The organism is Paralcaligenes ginsengisoli, from assembly GCF_054781135.1.
Genome location: NZ_BAAGUZ010000008.1, coordinates 104994 through 120096, shown reverse-complemented (window position 1 = coordinate 120096; position 15103 = coordinate 104994). Strand labels below are relative to the sequence as shown.

Sequence of the window (15103 nt, the reverse complement as noted above, 5' to 3'; positions counted from 1 at the left end):
CTTGAAAATATTGATGGGATAAATCATGGCAAAAGGTAAGTTTGAACGGACCAAACCGCACGTCAACGTAGGTACGATAGGTCACGTGGACCACGGCAAAACGACGTTAACGGCGGCGATCACGACGGTGCTGTCGGCGGCGTTTGGTGGCGAGGCGAAAGGGTACGATCAGATTGACGCGGCGCCCGAAGAGAAGGCGCGCGGCATCACGATCAACACCTCGCACGTGGAATACGAGACGAAGAACCGTCACTACGCGCACGTGGACTGCCCGGGACACGCGGACTATGTGAAGAACATGATCACGGGCGCGGCGCAGATGGACGGAGCGATTTTGGTGGTATCGGCCGCGGACGGCCCGATGCCGCAGACGCGCGAGCACATATTGCTGAGCCGCCAGGTGGGCGTGCCGTACATTATTGTGTTTTTGAACAAGGCCGACATGGTCGACGACGAGGAGTTGCTCGAGCTGGTGGAAATGGAAGTGCGCGAGCTGCTCTCGAAGTACGACTTTCCGGGCGACGACACGCCGATCATCAAGGGATCGGCCAAGCTGGCGCTGGAAGGCGACAAGGGTCCGTTGGGCGAGCAGGCGATTTTGGCGTTGGCCGAGGCGCTGGACACGTACATCCCGATGCCCGAGCGGGCGGTGGATGGGGCGTTCCTGATGCCGGTGGAAGATGTGTTCTCGATCTCGGGTCGTGGCACGGTGGTGACGGGCCGGATCGAGCGCGGCGTGGTGAAGGTGGGTGAGGAAATCGAGATTGTGGGCATCAAGGACACGGTCAAGACGACGTGCACGGGCGTGGAGATGTTCCGCAAGCTGCTGGACCAGGGCCAGGCGGGCGACAACGTGGGTATTTTGTTGCGCGGCACCAAGCGCGAGGACGTCGAGCGCGGCCAGGTGTTGTCCAAACCGGGTTCGATCAATCCGCACACGGAGTTCACCTCGGAGGTGTACATTCTGTCCAAGGAAGAGGGGGGTCGTCACACGCCGTTCTTTAACGGGTATCGCCCGCAGTTTTACTTCCGCACGACGGACGTGACGGGGACGATCGATTTGCCGAAAGACAAAGAGATGGTGTTGCCGGGCGACAACGTGTCGATGACGGTCAAGCTGATAGCGCCGATCGCCATGGAAGAGGGGCTGCGCTTTGCGATCCGCGAAGGCGGCCGTACCGTGGGCGCCGGCGTCGTTGCCAAAATCATCAAGTAAGCAGCATATCTCCAGGCGGGAATCAAGGTTCCCGCCCATTTCGTTCTTTAGGAAACACCATGAAAAACCAGAAAATCCGCATCCGCCTGAAAGCGTTCGACTACAAGCTGATCGATCAATCGGCTGCTGAAATTGTTGAAACAGCCAAGCGTACGGGTGCTGTTGTGCGTGGCCCCGTGCCATTGCCCACACGCATCCGCCGTTACGATGTGCTGCGTTCGCCGCACGTCAACAAAACGTCGCGTGATCAATTCGAAATGCGCACTCATCAGCGCCTGATGGACATTGTCGATCCAACCGACAAAACCGTCGATGCACTGATGCGCCTCGATCTGCCCGCTGGTGTAGACGTGGAAATTGCGTTGCAGTAATCTATGCTTGCATAAGCCTAGCCGGTTTAAAAAAGCGCCATGCTTGAAAAGCATGGCGCTTTTGCTTTATGGCCAGGAAACAACAGGAGAGGTGGGTCATGGGGTTAGTCCTGACATTATTGGTGTGGGTCGGCAGCGCACTGTATGCTCCGGTTGGCATGGCACAAACGCCGCCATGCAATGGCGGGGCCCCCATACGGTTTGCGAGCCAGAACTGGGAAAGCGCCGAGTTCACCATGAATGTCTTGCAGCAGATTCTGCAAAAGGCCTACGACTGCAAGACCGAGACTGTGCCGGGTACGCCGGCCGCCACCGAAACCGCGTTGGTGCAAAATGATTTGCAGGTGGTCGCCGAAGAGTGGACGGGCCGCTCGGCGATCATCGAACAGGGGATCAAATCCGGTGCGGTTCGGGTGGTGGGCAATACGCTGAAAGGGGGCGCCGAGCAGGGTTGGTACGTGCCTTATTATCTGGTCCATGGCGACCCCGAACGAGGCATCAAGGCAGCCGCCCCCAATTTGAAATCCTGGCAGGATTTGCCCGGATACAAGAATTTATTCACCGACCCCGAGGAGCCCGGGAAGGGCCGCTTTCTGAATTGCCCCAGCGGATGGGCCTGCGAGCAGTTCAATACGCGTTATTTGACGCTGTTCGGCCTGGACAAGGACTACACGAATTTCCGCGCAGGAACGGGCGCCGCACTGGACGCCGCCATCAGCTCCGCCTACGATCAGGGCAAGCCGATATTGTTCTATTACTGGCAGCCGACTGGCTTGATGGCCAAGTACAGGTTCCAGAAAATAGCTATGCCACCCTTTAATCAAGCCTGTTGGGATGCCATGGTCAGCGGCAAGGGTCAGCCCTGCCCCACCGATTTTCTGATCGCCCATCTGGGAGTTGCGGTGTCGTCGCCTTTTGCCGCGCAAAACCCCGAGCTTATCCAGTTATTCCAGCGCGTGCAGTTCGAGCCCACTCTGCTCGATCGGGTGATCTACACCATGACGAGCCAGCATATCCGGGGGGATATCGCCGCTCAGCGTTTTTTGCGCAAGAACCCCGAGGTCTGGCAGGCCTGGCTGCCCGCCGACAAAATAACACGCCTGGAGCAGGCCCTGGGCCTGCGGGCCGCCGCCAAGTCAGCCGGCTATTCGATATTCCCCACGCTCTCCATGAGCGACTACGTGAATCATCAGTTGCTGGCCGCGGTAAAACAGTACGGCGCCAGCCTCCACAGACTCAGCGATCTTATTCTGGATGCCATTCTGTTGCCGGTGGAACGCAGCCTGCAGGCCATCCATCCGGCCATCCTGCTTTTTCTCGTCGGCCTGCTGGCGTGGCATGCCACCCGAAAAAAATTCCTGGCCATTTGCTATGTGGCCGGCCTGTACGCCATAGGCAGCGTAGGTTTGTGGGACAAGCTGATGCAAACCTTTGCGCTGGTGCTGGTGTCCACCGTATTCGCGATTGTCCTGGGCATTCCCGTCGGCATACTCGCGGCTCGTCATCGCTGGCTGCGCCGCGTCCTGACGCCCGTACTCGATGTCATGCAGACCCTGCCCAGCTTCGTGTATCTGATTCCGGTGCTGATGTTCTTCGGGCTGGGCAAGGTGCCGGCCTTGTTTGCGACCATTATTTATGCCGTGCCGCCGCTCATACGCCTGACCACCCTGGGATTGCGCCAGGTTGATCGCAATATGGTCGAGGCGGCTCAGTCGTTTGGAGTGACTCGCTGGCAGATGCTGACGCGGGTGACTCTGCCCTTGGCTCGTCCCAGCATTATGGCGGGGGTCAATCAGACCACGATGATGTCGCTGTCGATGGTCGTGGTGGCGTCCATGATCGGTGCGCGCGGGTTGGGCGAAGACGTGCTGGCAGGCATACAGACCCTGAATGTGGGGCTGGGCTTGCAGGCCGGCCTGGCCATTGTGATCCTGGCTATCGTGATCGACCGCATTACGCAGGCATACGGCAAGTCGCAGCGCAGCACCAAACGGCGCAACAGGACGGGTGGTGCGAAATGAACGAAACCAAAATCGAAGTTCGCAATGTGTACAAGGTATTCGGCTCCAATCAGCGTCATGCGCTGGAGCATTTGCGCCAGGGCGGCGACAAACAGTCGGTGCAGGCCCGAACGCAGTGCAATGTGGGCCTTGCCGGCGTCAGCCTGGCACTCCCCGCAGGCAAAATATCGTGCATCATGGGCTTGTCGGGCTCTGGAAAATCCACTCTCGTGCGCCATCTCAATCGCTTGATCGATCCATCGGCCGGTGAAATCCTGATCGACGGCCGGAATATATTGCTGCTCGATATGCCGGGCCTGCGCCAGTTGCGGCGCCGCACCGTCAGTATGGTATTTCAGAACTTCGGCTTGCTGCCGCATATCAATGTGCTCGATAACGTGGCTTTCGGCCTGCATGTGCGCGGCGACGACAAGAAACGGGCCCGAGAGGCCGCGCTGGCCTGGCTGCAGCGTGTGGGCCTGAGCGATTACGGCCAAAGCTACCCTGACGAGCTTTCCGGCGGCATGCGTCAACGAGTGGGCCTGGCGCGCGCCCTGGCAATGGACACCGAGATTTTGTTGATGGACGAGCCGTTTTCAGCCCTGGATCCGCTGATACGCTACGACATGCAGGATCAGCTTCTGGTTTTGCAGCAGCGGCTGCAAAAAACCATTGTTTTTATTACCCACGATATCGACGAAGCCTTGCGGTTGGGCCAGCATATCGCCATCCTGCGGGACGGCAGGGTCGAGCAGGCCGGCCCGCCCGACGAAATCAGGAACCGGCCCGCCAATGATTACGTCGAACGTTTTGTGGTGCGGCGCACGGCATAGTTTCGCGCAGCTTGTGACGCGCGTCTGTAATTTACGGAATTGGGCCTTTATCGGGCTGAATATAGACGTGTATCTCTTGCGCCGATGGTTGTAATATGACACTCCATTCTATGAAAAGAATCACATGAATGATCGAAAACATCAACTCGGCGCTTAGAAAGCAGTCGCGCTTGCCTCTGTCGCTCAGGGTCAAGTACATCTTGCGAGAGAGGTTGGAGAACGGCGAATGGCCGGTAGGTTCGCGCATTCCCACCTTGCTGGATTTCGTCGCCGAATACGGAGTGTCCCGGGCGACGGTACGCGCGGCGCTTGACGAACTCGAGCGTGAAGGCCTGATCGAGCGCACGCGAGGCAAAGGTACGTTCGTGATTGGCGATGCCACCAAAGAGCGTTGGCTGATGTTGCCCGGAGACTGGCATTCACTGGTACGGCATATCGAGAACCTGCGGGTTCGCTTTGTGGTGCTCGATAGCGGCTACGGTACGCTTCCTGCCGAAGTGCAGGGGCAGGCCGGCAGTGGGCTTTATTGGTGGACCATGCGGGTAAACTGGACCGACGATATGCCCTATAGCATCAATACCGTCTATGTCATCAAGCGCTTGGTGGATCTGAAAAAATCGGCCTTCAAGTCCGAGCCGGTACTGCCTGTGATCAACCGGTATTTCAAAGACGAACTGCATACGGCTACGCAAATATTGACGATCCGGTCCGCCGACGCCCTGGTCGCCAAGCAATTGCATATCGAGATCGGCACGGCGGTAGCGCAGGCGCTGCGGGTCGCGCGCAACGAGCAGCAAGAGATCGTATATGTTGCGCGAGTCCTGTATCCGGCCAAGCACCTGTGCGTCGAGACGCAATTCCATCCGCGCGACGAAGCGGATTGATGCCGCATTTTGCGGAAAATTTGAATTTTACTGATTGACTTCTTCAAAAAAAATGATAAAGTCACAAAAAACGGACTTTGATACTTTAAAAGACTCTTGTCCATGAAATTTGGCTGCGGATCGGCCTGCCGTGGGCTTGAGGGTTCTTGGGCTTTAGGAGACACACTTGAAAATCACTATGCTTGGCACGGGTGCGGCGCTACCCGATCCCGATAGGGCGCAATCGTCGATTCTGGTCACCCTGGATAATGGCCGGAATTATCTGTTCGACTGCGGCGAAGGTTCAACGCGCCAGATGGTGCGGGCCAATATCAATCCCGCCGACGTGGGCTGGGTATTCATCAGCCACTTGCATTACGATCATGTCTGCGGCCTGCCCTTTTTTGTCTTGTCCAGCTGGGTGTTCAACCGCGAAGGCCGGCTTAAAGTGTACGGGCCGCGCGGTACACAGGACTTCGTCGACCATTCGTTTGAAAACGGCGCCTTCAAGGTCGATATCCAGGCTCGTGCCTCTTATGGCGTGCGACAGAAGAATATCGAGGCGGTGCGTCCACTGGTAACCGAGGTCAGTCCTGGCCTGATCTACCAGGACGAAGACGTCAAGATTTACGTCGATCTCGTTGACCATATCCCCACGGAAATTACCGATTGCTTCGGCATTCGCCTGGAAGCCGAGGGCAAGGTCGTGGCTTTCAGCGGCGACACCAAGCCGTGCGAGTCCATGATACGGCTGGCCAAGGATGCCGACCTGCTGATCCACGAATGCACCTTTCCCGAGTCGTTCCTGGCGCATCGGGCTAAATCCGGGGTCGGCACCTACGCACACACGAGCCCTTTGGAATTAGGGAAAATTGCCACGCAAGCCAATGTGCAGGCACTCGTTGCCACTCATTTCGGGCATTACGACTCCACCAGCCCGGTGATCAAGCGGGCGGCAGCGAATCACCTGCCCGTGGACTTGATGGGCCCGGACATGCTTGATGAAGTTGTGCGGGACTTGCGCAAGAACTACAAGGGATCGATACGGCTGGCCCATGATTTGATGCGGATCGATTTATAGTAAGGCGGTGCGTGGAAATCTGGCCGGGGCACCGAGTTAGAAGCTTTATGAAAAAGAGGTGCCGGCCTTTGCCCTTATGCCGTTGTCCGGGAGATAGATTATGTTTGCAAGGCGTTATGGATTAGGTAAATGGCTGGCCGTTTTAGGCCTGAGCTTCAGTGCGGCCGCCGCCGCGGCTTATCCAGATCATCCGATACGGGTGGTATTGCCGTATGCCGCGGGAGCGGCCGGGGATATCGTGTTCAGGATGCTGCAGCCCGGATTGAACAAAGAATTGGGCCAGTCGGTCGTACTGGACTACAAATCGGGAGCGGGCGGAAACATCGGCACGCAAGAGGTGGTGCGCGCGGCCCCAGACGGCTACACCCTGGTATTTGGCGCAACCAATAATTTCGTCATCAACCAGTTCCTCTACAAGATGAACTTCGATCCCCTGAAAGCTTTGGAGCCCATCGCCAAGGTGGCCGAGGTTCCCGCATTCATTTATCTGAACGCCAATGTGCCGGCGCATGATTTTGCCGAATTCAAGGCTTATGCCGCACAACATCCAGGCGTCCTGAACTATGGCACACCGGGCGCCGGCACTACTCCGGCCCTGTCGGGCTGGATGTTGTCCGAGGCCGTGCATGGCGACATGACGGCCATTACGTATCGCGGGTCGGCCCCGGGCGTGCAGGCGTTGCTATCCAATCAGATCCAGGTCTATATCGGCGGCTACGGAGTGGCTTCCGCTTATCTGCCCTCCGGCAAGCTGCGCGTTTTGGCGGTTGCCCTGCCCAAAAGGTTCGCCGAATTGCCGGATGTCCCTACTACCAAAGAAGTGGGCATAGGCGATGCCGTGGTCAGCAACTGGTGGGGACTGGCGGCGCCCAAAGGCACTCCGGCCGCGGTGGTGGCGCGCATCGAGCAGGCCCTGCATAAGGTACTGGCCGATCCGGCAATCCAGCAAAAGCTGCAAGCCCAGGGCTTTTTGGTCAATCTGGGCAGCGCAGCCGCGTTCAAGGCCGATCTGCAAAAAGAGGCGCCCTACTGGCAGGATGTCATCAAGCGTTCGGGCGTAAAGATCAATTGATCCGGGTGCTTGTGGCGCGCAGGCAATACGGCATCGGCAAACAGGCATTCTTGGCAGGCAGCAGCTTGCCAAGTGGGCAAAATCCGTGTTAAAGTTGCTAGCTTAGCCAAAGTTCTTGGTTATGTGATTGCGTGCGCAAGCACATATTACATTTGCGTGGCGGGGGAAGTAACCTTGCGCCGCGCCTAATTAGCCCCGACCAATCGTAGTTGGGAATGGAGAAAACGATGTCGAATCCGACACCTACGCCTGCCGCCTATCGGCTGGGACTCGTGGGGCGCAAAGTCGGCATGACCCGTATTTTTACCGAGGAAGGCGAGTCCATCCCGGTTACAGTACTGGACGTGTCGAACAACCGCGTTACCCAAGTCAAGTCGCCAGAAGTCGATGGTTATGCAGCCGTGCAAGTTGCCTATGGTAGCCGTCGCGCCTCGCGCGTGACCAAGCCGGTGGCAGGGCATTATGCCAAAGCCGGCACCGAAGCCGGTAGCATCCTCAAAGAATTCCGTCTAGACCCCGCCAAAGCCGCTGAGTTTTCAGCCGGTGCCGTCGTGGCCGTTGAAAGCGTATTCGAAGCAGGCCAGAAAGTTGATGTAACAGGCACGACGATCGGTAAAGGCTTTGCCGGCACGATCAAGCGTCACCATTTCAAATCGCAACGTGCTTCGCACGGTAACTCGCGTTCGCATCGCGTTCCGGGTTCGATTGGTCAGGCACAGGATCCGGGTCGTATTTTCCCGGGTAAGCGCATGTCCGGCCATTTGGGTGATGCGACTCGCACTGTTCAAAATCTCGACATCGTTCGTGTCGACGCAGAACGCGGTTTGTTGTTGGTCAAGGGCGCTGTCCCCGGCCACAAGAATTCCGATGTCATCGTGCGTCCGGCCATCAAGATGTCGGCCAAGAAAGGAGCTTAATCATGGAACTCAAGCTCCTGAATGACCAGGGTCACTCTGCTTCGACCTTCGCCGCGCCCGACACAGTGTTCGGCCGCGATTTCAACGAGGCGCTCGTACACCAGATCGTCGTGGCGTTTCAAGCCAATGCGCGCAGCGGCAATCGTGCGCAAAAAGATCGTGCAGAAGTCAAGCACAGCACCAAAAAACCCTGGCGCCAAAAAGGCACCGGTCGTGCCCGTTCGGGTATGACATCCTCGCCCATCTGGCGTGGGGGTGGTCGTGCATTCCCGAACTCGCCTGAAGAAAACTTCAGCCAGAAGGTCAACAAGAAAATGTATCGCGCCGGTATCCGTGCGATCCTTTCCCAGTTGGCCCGCGAAGATCGTATCGCCGTGGTGGACACCTTTGCTCTCGAATCTCCCAAGACCAAGCTGGCCGCTGCCAAGCTCAAAGGCATGGGTCTCGAGTCAGTTCTCATCATTACCGATGTGCTCGACGAAAACGTTTATCTCGCAACGCGCAATTTGCCGCACGTTGCCGTGGTCGAACCGCGTTATGCCGATCCGCTGTCGTTGATCCACTATAAAAAAGTGCTGATCACCAAGCCGGCCATCGCTCAATTCGAGGAGATGTTGGGATGAACGCCGAACGTTTAATGCAAATTATCCTGGCTCCGATCGTGACTGAAAAAGCTACCTTCGTTGCCGAAAAAAATCAGCAAGTCGCTTTCCGTGTCGTCGCCGATGCTACCAAGCCCGAAATCAAGGCCGCCGTCGAACTCCTGTTCAAGGTGGAAGTCGAGTCCGTGCAGGTCCTGAACCGCAAGGGCAAGGAAAAACGCTTTGGTCGTTACATGGGTCGCCGCCGCAATGAGCGCAAGGCATATGTCTCGCTCAAAGACGGTCAGGAACTCGACTTTACGGAGGTGAACTAAATGGCACTCGTAAAAGTCAAGCCGACTTCGGCTGGCCGCCGCGGCATGATCAAGGTCGTCAGCCCTGATCTGCACAAAGGCGCGCCATTCGCAGCTCTGCTCGAAAAGAAAACGCGTGGTTCGGGCCGTAACAACAACGGCCACATCACGGTTCGCCATCGTGGCGGCGGTCACAAGCAGCATTATCGTCTGGTCGACTTTCGTCGCAGCAAAGACGGCATTCCTGCCAAGGTTGAACGCCTCGAATACGATCCCAACCGCACTGCGCACATTGCGCTGCTTTGCTATGCAGACGGTGAACGCAGCTACATCATCGCCCCTCGTGGTCTGGCGGTAGGCGCAACGCTGGTGTCCGGGGTGGAAGCTCCGATCCGCGCCGGCAATACCCTGCCTATCCGCAATATTCCCGTGGGTACGACGATACACTGCATCGAGATGCTGCCTGGCAAAGGCGCGCAAATGGCGCGTTCGGCCGGCGCATCGGCCGTCCTGCTGGCTCGCGAAGGCACCTATGCCCAAGTGCGCCTGCGTTCGGGTGAAGTGCGTCGCGTACACATCGACTGCCGCGCAACGATTGGCGAAGTCGGCAACGAAGAACATAGCTTGCGTCAAATCGGCAAAGCCGGTGCCATGCGCTGGCGCGGTGTCCGTCCTACGGTGCGTGGCGTTGCCATGAACCCGGTCGATCACCCGCACGGTGGTGGTGAAGGACGTACTGGTGAAGGTCGGGAACCGGTCAGCCCATGGGGCACGCCGGCCAAGGGCTTCAGAACCCGTCGTAACAAGCGCACAGACAATATGATTGTCTCGCGTCGCAAGCGCAAGTAAGGGGCGAACAACATGTCACGTTCGATCAAGAAAGGTCCATTCGTCGACGCGCATCTGATCAAAAAGGTCGATGCTGCCGTCGGAGGCAAGGACAAAAAGCCGATCAAAACCTGGTCGCGCCGTTCCACCATACTGCCCGAGTTCATTGGGCTGACGATTGCTGTGCACAATGGTCGCCAGCACGTTCCCGTTTACATCAACGAGAACATGGTCGGCCACAAGCTCGGCGAGTTCGCCCTGACCCGTACGTTCAAGGGCCATGCTGCGGACAAGAAGGCCAAGAGGTAAGCGATGGAAACTACAGCTATCATTCGTGGAGTCCATATTTCAGCGCAAAAGACGCGCCTTGTTGCGGACACCGTCCGTGGCAAATCGGTGTCTCAGGCCCTGAATATCCTGACTTTCACACCCAAAAAAGCCGCGGGCATACTCAAGAAAGCACTTGAGTCCGCGATCGCCAACGCCGAGCACAACGACGGCGCCGATATCGACGAGCTTAAAGTCACCACTATTTATGTGGACAAGGCTCAATCGATGAAGCGTTTCTCCGCCCGTGCCAAAGGCCGCGGTAACCGTATCGAGAAGCAGACTTGCCACATTGTGGTCAAAGTCGGCGCTTAAGGAGCGACAATGGGACAGAAAATACACCCGATTGGGTTCCGCCTCGCGGTTAACCGCAACTGGAGTTCGCGCTGGTATGCCGACGATAAAGCCTTTGGCGGCATGCTCGCCGAAGACATTCGTGTACGCGAATATCTGAAGAAAAAACTCAAGAGCGCTTCCGTCGGTCGCGTGATTATCGAGCGTCCTGCCAAGAATGCCCGCATTACGGTTTACTCGGCTCGTCCGGGTGTCGTGATCGGCAAGCGCGGCGAAGACATCGAAAGCCTGAAGGCCGATCTGCAGCGTTTGATGGGCGTGCCCGTGCATGTCAACATCGAAGAGATTCGCAAGCCTGAAACCGATGCCCAGCTTATTGCCGACTCGATTGCCCAGCAGCTCGAAAAACGCATCATGTTCCGTCGCGCCATGAAACGCGCGATGCAAAATGCCATGCGTCTCGGTGCCCAGGGCGTCAAGATCATGAGTGCGGGCCGTCTGAACGGTATCGAAATTGCTCGCACCGAGTGGTATCGCGAAGGTCGCGTACCTCTTCATACATTGCGCGCCAATATCGACTACGGCACAGCCGAAGCACAAACGACCTACGGCATTATCGGTATCAAAGTCTGGGTCTACAAGGGCGACATGCTGCCTAACGGCGAAATGCCCCCCGAGACCGCGGCTCCTCGCGATGAAGAGCGTCGTCCTCGTCGCGCACCTCGCGGTGAGCGTCCGGATGGCCGTCGTCCGGCTGCCGGCCGTGGTCGCGGTGGCCCTCGCAAAGACGCTGCGCCAGCTGCGGCTGCCGCGCCGGCGCCTGAAGGAGAATAAACATGCTGCAACCGTCACGCAGAAAATACCGCAAAGAGCAAAAAGGCCGCAATACCGGCCTGGCTACGCGCGGTGCTCAAGTGTCGTTTGGCGAATATGGTCTGAAAGCCACCGGTCGTGGCCGTCTGACCGCTCGCCAAATCGAAGCCGCACGTCGTGCGATCAACCGTCACGTCAAACGTGGCGGCCGTATCTGGATTCGTATCTTTCCCGATAAGCCTATTTCCCAAAAGCCAGCAGAAGTGCGTATGGGTAACGGTAAAGGCAATCCCGAATACTGGGTCGCAGAAATTCAACCCGGCAAGGTGCTCTACGAAATGGAAGGTGTAAGCGAAGAGCTTGCACGTGAAGCGTTCCGCCTGGCCGCCGCTAAGTTGCCAATCTCGACGACATTCGTGTCGCGTCATATTGGAGCTTAAGGAGACCCTATGAAAGCCAGCGAACTCCGTTCCAAAGATGCAACCGAGCTTAGTAAAGAGCTCGAGAGCCTGCTGAGAGCACAATTCAGCCTGCGCATGCAGCGTGCCACCCAGCAGCTTTCCAATACCAGTCAGCTTGGCAAGGTCCGTCGCGATATCGCGCGTGTCCGTACCCTGGTGACTGAGAAGGCAGGAAAGTAAGATGAGCGAAACTCAAAATACTCAAGAAACCAAGCGTCAACGTACGTTGATCGGCCAGGTCGTCAGCAACAAGATGGAAAAGACTGTCGTGGTTCAAGTCGAACGCCGCGTCAAGCACCCCGTCTACGGCAAGATTGTCATGCGCTCCAACAAGTACAAGGCGCACGACGAGACGAATCAGTACAACGAAGGCGACACTGTAGAAATTGCAGAAGGCCGCCCTATCAGCCGCGATAAGTCGTGGACAGTTGTACGTCTGATCGAGGCTGCTCGCATTATCTAAAAACGATGCGGACGCTTCAGAAAAGGGCCCGAAGAGCGATCTTCGGGCTTTTTTCATTTATCGGCGCGTGGGCAGCGCTTGCGCCATCCGCCTCAGGTGGGGCACACCATCTTCGATGCGATCATTCCAGGCATGCCCGGCGCTTGGTGGGGAGGCAATTGTGAAAGCGCTGATTGGAACATTTTTTGGCTCAAGTGTTTTATGGCACTGGGCGTGTTTCAGTCGATTTTTTTTGAGCCGTTTTTAGGTTTGAGCTGCTTGTACAGGCTTGAACGATGAGGTTGGACGGTGCGTTGCTGTGTAGGCGGCGGTTGATTCTATAAAGACGCCGCAGGGTGGGCGGTGCTGTGTAGTCCGGCACGTCCAGCGGTCGTGGTGCTACGCACCCCGACTGCCCGGGTCTGCCTCGTCCAGGCGGGCGTCGGGCCAACTCACTGCGCCGCTGGCGCGGCTCCGTTCAAACAGGGCCCGCCGACACCCCCCGCCTTCCCTTCGTCAGCACCCGGCGCTGGACTACCGCCGGACTACACAGCGCCGCCCACCCTGCGGCTTGCGTTGAGGTAATGCATCGAGGTATACGTGACCACGTGATGGAGGCATGGTGCGTGCACGTTAATTCCAGACATCCCGTAACGTAATTCCAGGCATGCCATTACGCGAGCCGTCTATTGGGGCTTGGGGTCAGGGCCGGCGTAAGGCGTGCGCCGGATGCTACCGTAGGGAAGGCGGGGGCTTTCGGCGGGCGCTGTCTGAGCCCAGCCTCGTGAGGCTGGGCGAGTTCGCCCGACGCCCGCCTGGACGAGGTAGATCCGGATCAAGCACGCCGTGCCGGTCCTGACCCCAAGCCCCAATAGACGGCGTCTTCAAATACCAAAGCTACCAATCCATCGAGTGCCATAAACACTCAAACCAAACATGCTCCAACCTTCGATCCCAGGACCAATTCCGCGGTCGTTCAAGCGAAACAGTGATGGTTGAATACCTGAAAACTGTATCTGTTTCGATTCAATCGTGGGCATTATGATATCTGCCGCCAGAGCGTCTGGGACGGTCGTCCTGGACGCGGCGGCGCCTGCCTAGAAACGGTATGACATCTGCACCCCCAGCATATCGGCGCTGGTCTGTAGATCACCGCTCACAGTACCCTTTTTAGGATCGGTGCTGTTGTTGATCGAGGAGTGGAAGAACAGGTGCGCGTAGCCCACATCGATCGTGGTGCGCTCATTGAAGCGATACTGGGCGCCAATCGATGCGATGATCCGGTCGGAATCGGGCAATGAAGTGGGGCGCAATGAGCTGTTGGGTATCGGTGTCTGGTCGTAGGCGATGCCGGTCTTGAATTGCCAGCGCTGATTGAACTGATAGTTGACACCCAATGCCACGCGCCAAGTGTCGCGGAATTTCAGTTTCAGGCTGTCCTCGCCCAGTGCGCCGTTGTTGATGTCCAGCGACGGTATGCTGCTCCAGCCAGTCCAGGATACATCGCCCAATAACTGCCATTTGCTGTTCAGGTCGTGCACGATGCTGAAAATGGCGGTATCCGGCAAGGTAACGTCGGCGCTGTTGTCGACCTTGCCGGGCAGTTTCCCGGCAAACAAACCGGGAATAGTCGAGAGCGTCGTGGTGCCGGAGAGGTTATATTTCATTTTGGAGCGGTAGGCGACGCCGATACGGGTATCGTCCGTAACCTGGTAGAGCAGGCCCAGATTCCAGCCCCAGGCATCGCCCTTCAGTTCGGCCCGGGCATTCATGTCGGGCGAGGCGGCCAATTGCCCGGCATATTGTTGGAAAAGATTGGGGGGCAAGCCATTGGGCAGCTGTGCAATCAGCCCCGCCGCGGGCAGGTTGCGCCGGTAGTCGGCATCGAGATGCTGCCAGTTGACGCCCGCGCCCAAGGAAAGCCGGTCATTGACCTTGTAGGCGATCGAGGGGTTGACATTGATGGTTTCGATACTGAAGCTGGTGGACTGATAGCGGCCGATCCAGCTTTTGTTGTAGCTGGTCGCAAGACCGAACGGGGCGTTTACCCCCAGGCCCACGAACCAGTCGGGATTGAGCTGCCACGAAATGTAGGCATTGGGGATGACGCCCAGCGAGCCCGCATCGCCGCCTGTATTCGAGCCCAGCGGCAAGCCGCCCGGGCCGGTGCTGCCATTGTTTGAAAACTTGAACGACGTTGAGATGGCCGTGGCACCCGCCGAGATACTCACGCCCGGCAGGCGCGTCATGCCGGCGGGGTTGAAAAATATGGTGCTGGCGTTATCGGCAATGGCTGCCGATCCTGCATACCCATTGCCCAGGCCGCTCGCGTTTTGCTCGATGAGCTGAAATGCCGACGCGTGTGCGTTGCTTGCCCCTATGCTCAAAATAATCGCCGAAACGAAATGTAACGGCGAAATGCTTTTCCTCATGACACTGCCCCTGATTGAATTGGTTTTATGCATAGCAAAGCCGGCTAAAGCCGCTGTGGTTTAACTATATGTCTTGAATATATAGGTAGTCTGATACGTCGTCCATACAGAATGAGGGCTTTGGGGAAAAGATTTCATACACGTTGCCATTATTGGTATTGAAATATTCGACCAGATATATAAATTTTCGTATGATTAATAATAATATTTCATTTTTAAACATATACCGGACAGGACACAATAAACAAAATTCATGGC

General features: G+C 57.3%; 18 protein-coding genes. 17 read left to right on the top strand and 1 reads right to left on the bottom strand.

Annotation, left to right across the window (positions count from 1 at the left end; translation table 11 throughout):
• Positions 1 to 25: 25 nt before the first annotated feature.
• The 17 genes from tuf (at position 26) to rpsQ (ending at position 12434) form a co-directional block, all read left to right on the top strand.
• Positions 26 to 1216, top strand: a complete 1191-nt coding sequence (tuf, locus tag ACYVIS_RS05920; protein ID WP_232741924.1) for an elongation factor Tu — start codon at positions 26 to 28, stop codon at positions 1214 to 1216.
• Positions 1217 to 1275: 59 nt separating this feature from the next.
• On the top strand, positions 1276 to 1587 hold the full coding sequence (rpsJ, locus tag ACYVIS_RS05915) for a 30S ribosomal protein S10 (protein WP_013743964.1): 312 nt from the start codon (positions 1276 to 1278) through the stop codon (positions 1585 to 1587).
• Positions 1588 to 1685: 98 nt separating this feature from the next.
• The gene (locus ACYVIS_RS05910) at positions 1686 to 3608 is read left to right on the top strand and encodes a glycine betaine ABC transporter substrate-binding protein (protein WP_460873490.1); all 1923 of its coding nucleotides are present in this window, start codon (positions 1686 to 1688) and stop codon (positions 3606 to 3608) included.
• The gene (locus tag ACYVIS_RS05905; RefSeq protein WP_460873489.1) at positions 3605 to 4420 is read left to right on the top strand and encodes an ATP-binding cassette domain-containing protein; all 816 of its coding nucleotides are present in this window, start codon (positions 3605 to 3607) and stop codon (positions 4418 to 4420) included. Before ACYVIS_RS05910 ends, ACYVIS_RS05905 begins: the two co-directional genes overlap by 4 nt.
• Positions 4421 to 4548: 128 nt before the next feature.
• A complete protein-coding gene (locus tag ACYVIS_RS05900; protein WP_232741943.1) occupies positions 4549 to 5304 on the top strand; it encodes a GntR family transcriptional regulator in 756 nt (251 codons plus the stop codon).
• Between the two features lie 166 nt (positions 5305 to 5470).
• Positions 5471 to 6364 carry an MBL fold metallo-hydrolase gene (locus ACYVIS_RS05895; RefSeq protein WP_232741944.1) on the top strand — a complete coding sequence of 298 codons (894 nt, stop codon included), beginning with the start codon at positions 5471 to 5473 and terminating at the stop codon, positions 6362 to 6364.
• Positions 6365 to 6464: 100 nt separating this feature from the next.
• On the top strand, positions 6465 to 7436 hold the full coding sequence (locus ACYVIS_RS05890) for a Bug family tripartite tricarboxylate transporter substrate binding protein (RefSeq protein WP_232741945.1): 972 nt from the start codon (positions 6465 to 6467) through the stop codon (positions 7434 to 7436).
• Between the two features lie 227 nt (positions 7437 to 7663).
• Positions 7664 to 8353, top strand: a complete 690-nt coding sequence (rplC, locus tag ACYVIS_RS05885; protein ID WP_232741946.1) for a 50S ribosomal protein L3 — start codon at positions 7664 to 7666, stop codon at positions 8351 to 8353.
• Positions 8354 to 8355: 2 nt separating this feature from the next.
• Positions 8356 to 8976 (top strand): 50S ribosomal protein L4, encoded by a 621-nt coding sequence (gene rplD / locus ACYVIS_RS05880; protein ID WP_232741947.1) that lies wholly within the window; start codon positions 8356 to 8358, stop codon positions 8974 to 8976.
• A complete protein-coding gene (gene rplW / locus ACYVIS_RS05875; protein WP_232741948.1) occupies positions 8973 to 9269 on the top strand; it encodes a 50S ribosomal protein L23 in 297 nt (98 codons plus the stop codon). The genes rplD and rplW overlap by 4 nt, the downstream gene beginning before the upstream one ends.
• A complete protein-coding gene (gene rplB / locus ACYVIS_RS05870) occupies positions 9270 to 10097 on the top strand; it encodes a 50S ribosomal protein L2 (RefSeq protein ID WP_232741949.1) in 828 nt (275 codons plus the stop codon). It begins immediately after the preceding gene.
• A 12-nt stretch (positions 10098 to 10109) separates the two neighbouring features.
• Positions 10110 to 10385 carry a 30S ribosomal protein S19 gene (gene rpsS / locus ACYVIS_RS05865; RefSeq protein WP_232741950.1) on the top strand — a complete coding sequence of 92 codons (276 nt, stop codon included), beginning with the start codon at positions 10110 to 10112 and terminating at the stop codon, positions 10383 to 10385.
• A gap of 3 nt (positions 10386 to 10388) precedes the next feature.
• On the top strand, positions 10389 to 10718 hold the full coding sequence (rplV, locus tag ACYVIS_RS05860; protein WP_232741951.1) for a 50S ribosomal protein L22: 330 nt from the start codon (positions 10389 to 10391) through the stop codon (positions 10716 to 10718).
• A 9-nt stretch (positions 10719 to 10727) separates the two neighbouring features.
• Positions 10728 to 11531 (top strand): 30S ribosomal protein S3, encoded by an 804-nt coding sequence (gene rpsC / locus ACYVIS_RS05855; protein WP_232741952.1) that lies wholly within the window; start codon positions 10728 to 10730, stop codon positions 11529 to 11531.
• A 2-nt stretch (positions 11532 to 11533) separates the two neighbouring features.
• Entirely contained in the window at positions 11534 to 11950 is a 417-nt protein-coding gene (gene rplP, locus ACYVIS_RS05850) for a 50S ribosomal protein L16 (protein WP_232741953.1), read from the top strand.
• Positions 11951 to 11959: 9 nt separating this feature from the next.
• Positions 11960 to 12151, top strand: coding sequence for a 50S ribosomal protein L29 (gene rpmC, locus ACYVIS_RS05845; protein WP_232741954.1), 192 nt, complete (start codon positions 11960 to 11962; stop codon positions 12149 to 12151).
• Position 12152: 1 nt separating this feature from the next.
• Positions 12153 to 12434, top strand: a complete 282-nt coding sequence (gene rpsQ / locus ACYVIS_RS05840; protein WP_232741955.1) for a 30S ribosomal protein S17 — start codon at positions 12153 to 12155, stop codon at positions 12432 to 12434.
• Positions 12435 to 13510: 1076 nt separating this feature from the next.
• On the opposite strand, the gene ACYVIS_RS05835 is transcribed toward rpsQ, so the two are convergent.
• Positions 13511 to 14845: an OmpP1/FadL family transporter gene (locus tag ACYVIS_RS05835; RefSeq protein WP_460873488.1), complete on the bottom strand. Its 1335-nt coding sequence runs from the start codon at positions 14843 to 14845 to the stop codon at positions 13511 to 13513.
• Positions 14846 to 15103: the final 258 nt, after the last annotated feature.